Here is an 8,422-nt window from a genome sequence, read left to right as displayed (position 1 = left end):
TGAAAAGATTCTTTTATATCAATATGTTTTTTAATATGTAAAAATTCTAAAATATTTAAAAAAGCATTAGGTATGTAAAATTGATCTAAACTAAGTTGTAAAAAATGATTCATATTATGCATAGAAAAAATATCATTATCTTTAATCACATCATCTTTATTTAGATTAAATAACATAACTCCACCAAAACCCAATAAGCTTAAATTTTTTAAATTCTCTAAAGCTTTTCTTTTTTCTAAATCAATTTGAAGCATTTTTTGCATTGTTTGTCCTTTTATTTTAATTTTACTTTAAATATTTTTTTGTTTTGATTAAATTACTCTTTTATATTATGTTCTTTAGCATAAGCTAGTATTTTAGCTCTTAAATCCTCTGGAAAATTATATCTATATATGGCAGGAATTCTTGGATCAAGGAGTTTATCAAGTTTATGTCTTTTATAATACCATTCTAGGTTTTCAGGGGTAAAATAATAAGGTGCATTAGGATAGCCTTGAGGAGGAGTTAGGGCTGCTAGTTTGGCATGTAGTATTAAAGTATCATTAAAAAGTTGTGCTTCTTCTTCACTCCAATCATTAGGTGTATCGGTTCCATAACCTTGCAGCATACCATTTTTATACCCTCCCCTATAACGATCAAATTCTCTTCTGCTTTCATAAGTAGAATCTACATCTCTTGGATCTTTTATCTTACCCTCAACTATATCACTTCTTAAGGCTTTATACATACTTCCAAATTGATCACTAGCAATTCTATATTTATTATAATCAATTATCCAATCTACTCCCATAATCTCATCTATAAAAGGAAGCATACCAAATTCATCAGGTTTTAAAGTCTTAGCTAAGGTTTTAATCTCTTGTTCTCTTAAAGGATTTTTATGCACTCCTACTAAACCACTTCCTACAGCAATATCAGCATAACCATAAATAGCACCTAATAAATTAGGTTTATCTAATATGCTACTTCCTCCACTTAATTGTATATAAAGTATAGTAGCTTGGATAAATCTTGCATTAAAACCATTTCGAGACATATCATTAGCTAGATATTTATAATCACCTAATATTCCTGCTGCCATACCCCATTCATTATGAAATAAACTTGATCTTAGATTATGTTTATTATCATCTACTATTCTATATAATTTTTCATATTTAGGATCTACATTTCCTTTTTCATCTACAGCTCCTATAGCTTCATAAGGTATATCTATAACAACACTTCTTATACCACTTCTTATAACTAAATACTTATATCTTTCTTTTTTAGTTTTTAAAGATTTATAATAAGCTTTTTCTGCTTTAGTCCAAGGAGCTATGCTTCCTTTAATAGGATCTTTTAAATAAATACTTTGCCAATCTTTAAATTCAAGCAAAGTAGAACTTTGCCCTGTATAAAGATTAGGATCTAAATATCTGGGTTGATAGTCTTTGTAGGGGGAGTTTTGTTTGATATTGTGTGCTTCAAACAAAGCTTTAGAATATTCTTGGGTGTATTTGCCTACCTTAGCTCCCCCATCACTTAATAAAATTTTATTCGTTTTTTTTTCTACATCTAAAATAATACCATTAGGTGTATAAATTTCATAAGTTTCACTCATTATTTATCCTTTCATCCTATATACAAACCATCTTCCATGATTATAGTAGTGGCTAATCTGCCTATAAATTCATTAGAATAATCTTGCATTTTATTAATATTATCACTTTCTTCCTCATTTTCTTCCATCTTACTTTCATCATTTGTCTTTTCTCTCTCTATCCCCTTATACATCACTTCTAAATTATGCTGTCCTATAGCTTCTAAATTTTCCATTAATCTTCTTGCTTTTTGTCTATCTTCTATGAACTTACCCTTTTCATCTTGAGTAGTATTATAAATACCATTTGCATATTCATATAAAATTTGTATAGTATCATTATAAGCTAAGATAGGGTGTTGTTTTATCACTGGGTGTTGTGTTTTATACTCTTCTTTTCTTTGAAAATGCTCTAGCTTACATATATTACAATTTCTAAGTTCTATATTGTTTTCTTCAAAAAATTCCATATCGTTTAAGATGTATTTACCCTCATTGATTTTATCTTCCTTAAAAGCACTTCTTTTCTCATCTAAAATAATATAAGATAAAAGTCTTTTTAAGGCAAATTCCCTAGCTTTGCTTGAAGTCGTAGCACAAGCAATACTAGGATAATAATTAAGCCCACCTGTGCATAATAAAGAACCAAAAATAAACTCAGATAAATCAAAACTCATAAATCTAGAATTTATCAATAAAGGATAGGTTAAGTATTCTTCTTTTTTTACAGCTAAAGGAAAATCATAATTGTAAGTAAATTTTTCATACATTAGTTTTTCATATAAAATTTTTAATCTTTCATAATTTGTAGGCAAAAGTGTATCGATAAAAGATCCTGCTAAATTTTTTAACACATCTATACTTAAATTTTTACTTACTTTAATAGAAAAATCAATAGCTAATTGTTTTTTTACTTTTGATATCAAATGAATTTGCTTAGCTTTATCCAATCTTGAAAAACTCTTTGACTTTTTCAACTCGCTTGCATATTCTAATTGATTAAAATAATAATAATTTGTTCCTATTTGATATAAAAAAAGCTTATTGAGTGGCTTTTTACTTTTTGGATTAATTTTTATAAAATGTCCTTTAGGATTAAGTGCATAAAATATCCCTAGTTCTTTAAAAAAATGTGCTTTAAAACTAGAAAATAATTTATTACCATAATGCTTTTTATCAAAGCTTGAATTTATAAAAAATAAAATCATTTTTTTAAAAAAATCAGGCTGGCTCATAAAAAATTCTGCAAAAGGAAAAAGTTGCTTAATGATATTAAAAAAAGTGATATCTATGGATAATTTTGCAAGTTCATTATCAAGCATAATTTCTTGAATACTTTTATCTAAATCTTTTTTCAAAGGAAGAGTTTTATCTGTTTGTGTATTTTCTTTAAATTCAATTTCCTCATCAAAGCTTTCATTTAAGGTTTTTAAAAAATCCACATAAGTTTGATCATCTTCTTTAAAATCATTTTCAAACATAGCTTTGGCTAATTCATCTAAATAGATAACTTCATCTTCTTTTTTATTTTTATTTAATTCTTTAGATAAAAAGATGTAATTTTTTTTATCATTATCATAAAAATAAATATCATCAGGGATAAATAAGATATACTCATTAAAATAATTTGGTATTTTAATCTTTTGGTAATTAAGTGAAATTTCTTTATCACCATAATCTAAATTTGGAATTACAATATTTTTAACACCAAGAGAATATTCTTGTGTAGAAACTAAGTCTTTTTGTAAAACATACAAAGTTAAAGTCAATAAAACAACCGTTAAAGGTGAGTATTTCTTAAAATCTACATTTTCATATGTTTTGGATATTGATGACTCTAACTCAAGAAAAAATTGCATTTGATCATAATCAGAATTGATATTATCTAAATAATTATTAAAAAGCCCGATATATTCTTTTACTTTTTCTTTTTCTTTTTCGCTAATTTCTTCCAGTTCTTTGGGTAATTTAAAAAAGCTATCAATATAAGCAAAATCTTGCTCAACTGATTGTTTTGTACTCTCTAATAAATCAAACAATAACCGAGAATATGGTTGATTATAAAAATTAAAATACCTTTTATATTTTTGATAAATCTGTCCATCAAGTTTCACAAAAGGACAAAGCTGCAATACAAAATCATCTTCCTTTTTAACATCTCTTTCTATAAAATAAGAACCATAATCTCTTTTACTAGGAAATTGCTCTTTTAATCCAAGTTTTTCATTTTTTGTAAGAGCTTTAGGGCGATTTTTTATTATTGCTCCTAATTTTTTTTGATACAAATCTTCACAAAGTGCTGCATTGTTAAGCTGTGGTGGATTGGTAATAAACAAATAATTTTTACCCATTTTTGTTGTATTGATTTGATCAGTATTTTTTTTATCTAGTATCATTTCTACTAGTATGGAAGAATTTAAATCAGGATATTCTGCATAAAAGAAATGATTAAGTTCAGAGATATTTGAATTGATTGCTTTTTTTAATGTTGTATCAAAATTTTTTAAACTAGAATTAATCAAAAGCGTATTATCTAACTTTTCATTTTCAATTTTTGGATTATTTTCTAAAAAATGATCAAAAATACCTTGAAATTCTTCATCTAAAATAACTTTATAAAAACTATTTTTATAAAGACTAATAGAAGGCACATTAGAATAAGATGAAAAATCTAATAATACTTTATCATCTATAATCAATACATCAGATAAAATTTCTTCATTACACAAAGCGATAATAGGATAAAGCTTACTAGTAATAAGCTCTAAAAGTGGATAAGCAAAATCATAATAATATTTTTGCTCCTTATGCTCTTGATAGTCAGAAGAAGAATTATAAGCTTCAAATAATGTATTTACAACAAAAACATAAGGATTTTTTTTGACTAAAGAGATAGGTTTTTTAAGATTGGTTACAGAATCTAATATATTGATAAAAAATTTTGCTATAGCTCTAATAATTTGCTTATATTCATCATCATTAGATTGAGTGATATTTTTTAAAAATGTATTAAAAAGTGTATCTAGGGTAAGTTGTATCTTTGGTTTAATCTCTTGCTCAAAATAATCAGATTCTTTGATATTTTTTAATAATGTATTTAATTCTTTTTGAACTCCTTTTAAAAAATTTTCAATATTTTCTTCATTACTCTCATCAATAATTTTATTGAGCGTTTTATTTTCGTTTTGATTGATTACATCATTTAAAAAATTTAAATTATTGAAGATAATTTTTTTAATACTAGATAAATTTTTATCAGAACTAAATTTTTGTTCTTTTGTGATTTCATCTTTATTAGCTTGATTTAAATGTATGATTTTAAAAGTTTTTTTCTTGTTAATTTTAAATTTATATTCAATAGTATGTAGTGTCTTATACAAAGAATTCTTAGCTTCTTTATATCCATCAAAATCACCACATATAAAAATAATTTTATTAGCATTTTCGGTAAGATTTTTTAACTCAATTTCCAAATTATGATTTGATGTAATTAAGGTGAAATCTTTTATTTTCATATTTTAATCCCATTCACTACTACAAATTTACAAACATAAAGCTCTTGTTTTCTATCTTCATCTTCTAAGATCTCATCTAGTCCATTTGCGATTTGAAATTTTAAATTTTGCATTTTAGCAGGAGCTAAAAAACTAAAATGATATTCGTTTAATTCTTTATTATCTTCTAGGGAATTTTTGATGATTTTATCATACTCATGTAGCTGTGTAAAATACCCTGCTCCTAAATCTTTATATTCAAATTCTTTATAAGCACTTTTATAAACTTTAGCAATATTTTTTGGGATAATAAAATAAAGTTTGATTAAATTAGTATCAAAACTAAAATTTAATTCTTTAAATTCATAATCTTTACTAAAGTCTTGTTTGAATTGATTAAGAATATTAACATCTTCTATATCTTTTAAATCTTTTTGATCTATATTTAATTCACTTAAAGCTTTATTTTGTTCTTTTTTTTCATTATTGATCAAAAGATTATAGATAGGTAGGTTATCTTTTTGAAATCTATCACTTTTATAATGTAGTCTTATTATAGGCTCTTTTAGCTTTGTTTGGCTTTTGCTTTGCTTTGCTAAGCCTTCCTTAGGATTAAAACTATGATCAAATTTAAACTTAGTAGGTACAAAGCTTACTTTTAAAGGAAAGCCTTTATCACTAATACAAGCTGAGATGAGTTCTTGTAAGATTACATATTCATTATTAACTTTCTTTTGAGATAAAGAGCCTTTAACATCTACTACCTTGGTGCAAGGATAACTTACTTTTCCTATAGTATTAGGACAACCACTTATGCTAGAATTAAGCAAATCACTTTCTAGCATAATAGGCACACCACTATCTTTAAAAGTTTTTCCTTTGTTTGATTGAAGTATGACTTTACCTCCATGGATACATTCTAGGTTTTGATTTTCTAAAAGAGCATGAAGTTTAGCTATAGCTTGTTTTTTATTTATTTGTATGGTTTTTTGTTCTTTTAGAGTGTTTGAAATCAAATCTTTATACTCTAAGCTTTGCTTGCTTAAACATTCTAATTTAATATTTAAAGAATTTTCTATAATAGAATAATTAAGCAAGCAAAGTTCATCATTTTTATAAAAGATGCTAAGTTTTCCTTTGCCACTATTTTCATCTTTAGGAGAAAAATAATAACTAGGTGTATCTTGTTTTATGGCATTATCTTGATCTAATTCTCCAAAGTAAAAAGGATTGTTAGGAATTTCACTTGAGCCTGTAAGGAGGGTGGAGTTTAAAAAGATTTTTGTATCTAAACTTTTAAAATCTATTTGATATTTTTCTTCTATGTCCTTTATATCCAAAACACTTCTATCTTTTGCAAAAATATCACAATGATTATCATAAATATGGATTAAATTTGACATAGAGATGAAAGAAGTATTGTTAGAATTATCTTGCAAATCTTGTAAATTTACTTTATCTAAGAATATGATTTTTATATTATTTGTCTTTAATACTATGGTATTGGTATTTTTATCATAAAATTGCTCTATGTTAAATACTTCGTTTAAAATTAAATTAACATCATTTTCCTTAGTATTAAAGCTTTGGTTATTTAGATTATCTTGTAAGGAAATTTCTTTATCTAAATAGGCTTGGATATCTTTTATTTTTTCATTTCTTTTTTCTTTTAAAGTATTGATAGATTTATAAAGCCTTTTTCTAGCATCAAGATAGGTATTATTAAGGTTTTCTTTATCTAGGATGAAGATCTTTGTGAAAGTAGAATTATAGCCTAGATTGTTTATAGCGGTAACTTGGGTGAAATAAGTATTTTTATCTTCTCTTAATACTATTAAATTTATACATACATAAAGGCAATAAAAATAACCCAATTTATTATCTAAATCATTTAAAATTAAATCTTGGATTTCATTTAAATCTATATATTTATAATAAGCCTTGTTTTCTTTTAAAAATTCTACCACAGAATACAAATTAAAATATGTTATATCTTTTTGATTAATTTGTTGTATTATTGCATTTAATATAATTTTCTCTTGTGTTTTTTTATGAGAATAGAGTCTATTTTGATAAAAAATTATTTCTGAAAAATACTCTTTAAATTTCTGATTAAAAATTTGTTGTTCTCTTTCATATTTTACTTTATAAAGTTCATACCATTTTAACTCCTCATCATATTTAGCTTTTTTTATTTTATATTCCTCCAAAGCTTGCAATTGCGTAGATGAGAAACCTTGAATATTTGCTGCAAATAAAGGTTTTTTGGGTTCTTTTGGTAAATAATGAATTTGCAAATATTCCAAAGAATTTGAAAAATCATTAGATAGTTTAGGAATGCTAAAATATGACAAAATACGATCATCATAACGAGTTCTTGCGGTAGCCAAAACATTATTATGGTATTTGATAAAAGTCCATAGCTCTTCATCCTTATTTATATTATACTCTAAAAGGTTATCAATTTCTTTATTTTTCATAAGATTTAAAATATAATTTAATTCTATGATAGTAGGCTCTAAAAAATGAGAATCCCAAAATCGATCCCCTAAATTAACAATATAATGCTTCCCGTCTATATCTACTCCTAAATCTTGTATCACCCCTTTTGTATTAGAAGCATCGGAATCAGTATCTGTTTCAATATGATAAGTATTATCACTTGTAGCTAAAATATTTTTGATATTAAGATTAGCAAGGAGCTGATTAACACAATTTATAAATACTTCATCAACTTCAAAAATATCATAAAAATAATTCGTTGATTTACTATAAATTATATTTGTTTTTATAAAGATATAATGTTCTTTTAAGTTTGTTTTATTGTGAAAGTATGATTTTATATTTTGAAATAAATTAGAATCATATCCTATTAAGTTTATTTCTATACTTTTTTGATATTTATAAGATCTTATTTGATAAAACAATGCTTGCTCTTTATTATCAGAATTGATAATTTTTCCATCTATTCTGTAAATTTGATTTAAATTTAAAGCTTTTAGTTCTTTTGCACCAGGCGAATTGAAAGTGTAGATTTCTTTAACATTAGCACTAGAATTAACACTCGCTAATGAAAGAGTAAGTAGTTGTGCCAAAGCTCCGCCTAAAGAATGACCTACAATTACCAAACCTTTGTCTTTTATAATATTTGGAAATTCTTTAACACACTCAGAATAAAATTTAATCATATCAAGATATTGATTATAGGGAACTTTGCCTAAAGCTAAATCAACATCAGCATCCAAAATATCTACACTAAAATTACTTGTAGGCTCTGTTCCTCGTATGACTATAATCTTTTGATTATTATCTTTAGTATCTTCAAACAAAGTAGCACTAAAGCCAC

General features: G+C 25.1%; 3 protein-coding genes and 1 pseudogene. All 4 read right to left on the bottom strand.

Annotated elements, in window-relative coordinates:
• Positions 1-263, bottom strand: a pseudogene (locus CAMP18497_RS07900) (hypothetical protein); the annotation flags it as partial.
• Between the two features lie 53 nt (positions 264-316).
• Positions 317-1,603: a hypothetical protein gene (locus CAMP18497_RS07895; RefSeq protein WP_337213658.1), complete on the bottom strand. Its 1,287-nt coding sequence runs from the start codon at positions 1,601-1,603 to the stop codon at positions 317-319.
• Between the two features lie 11 nt (positions 1,604-1,614).
• Complete coding sequence (locus tag CAMP18497_RS07890) at positions 1,615-5,097, bottom strand: hypothetical protein (RefSeq protein WP_337213655.1); 3,483 nt, start codon at positions 5,095-5,097, stop codon at positions 1,615-1,617.
• Positions 5,094-8,422 (bottom strand): lipase family protein (locus CAMP18497_RS07885; RefSeq protein WP_337213653.1); only part of this gene is annotated, 3,329 nt, incomplete at its 5' end. The genes CAMP18497_RS07890 and CAMP18497_RS07885, both read right to left, overlap by 4 nt.

Origin of the sequence: Campylobacter sp. W0066.1 (assembly GCF_024723635.1) — a bacterium.
GTDB lineage: Bacteria > Campylobacterota > Campylobacteria > Campylobacterales > Campylobacteraceae > Campylobacter_D > Campylobacter_D lari_C.
Note: the sequence above shows the minus strand (reverse complement) of the source record. Positions and strands in the feature narration are given on the sequence as shown.

Excerpts from the sequence above, each read along its gene's own strand:
- CAMP18497_RS07890 (WP_337213655.1), bottom strand. The coding sequence starts at position 5,097 with ATGAAAATAAAAGATTTCACCTTAATTACATCAAATCATAATTTGGAA.
- CAMP18497_RS07895 (WP_337213658.1), bottom strand. The coding sequence starts at position 1,603 with ATGAGTGAAACTTATGAAATTTATACACCTAATGGTATTATTTTAGAT.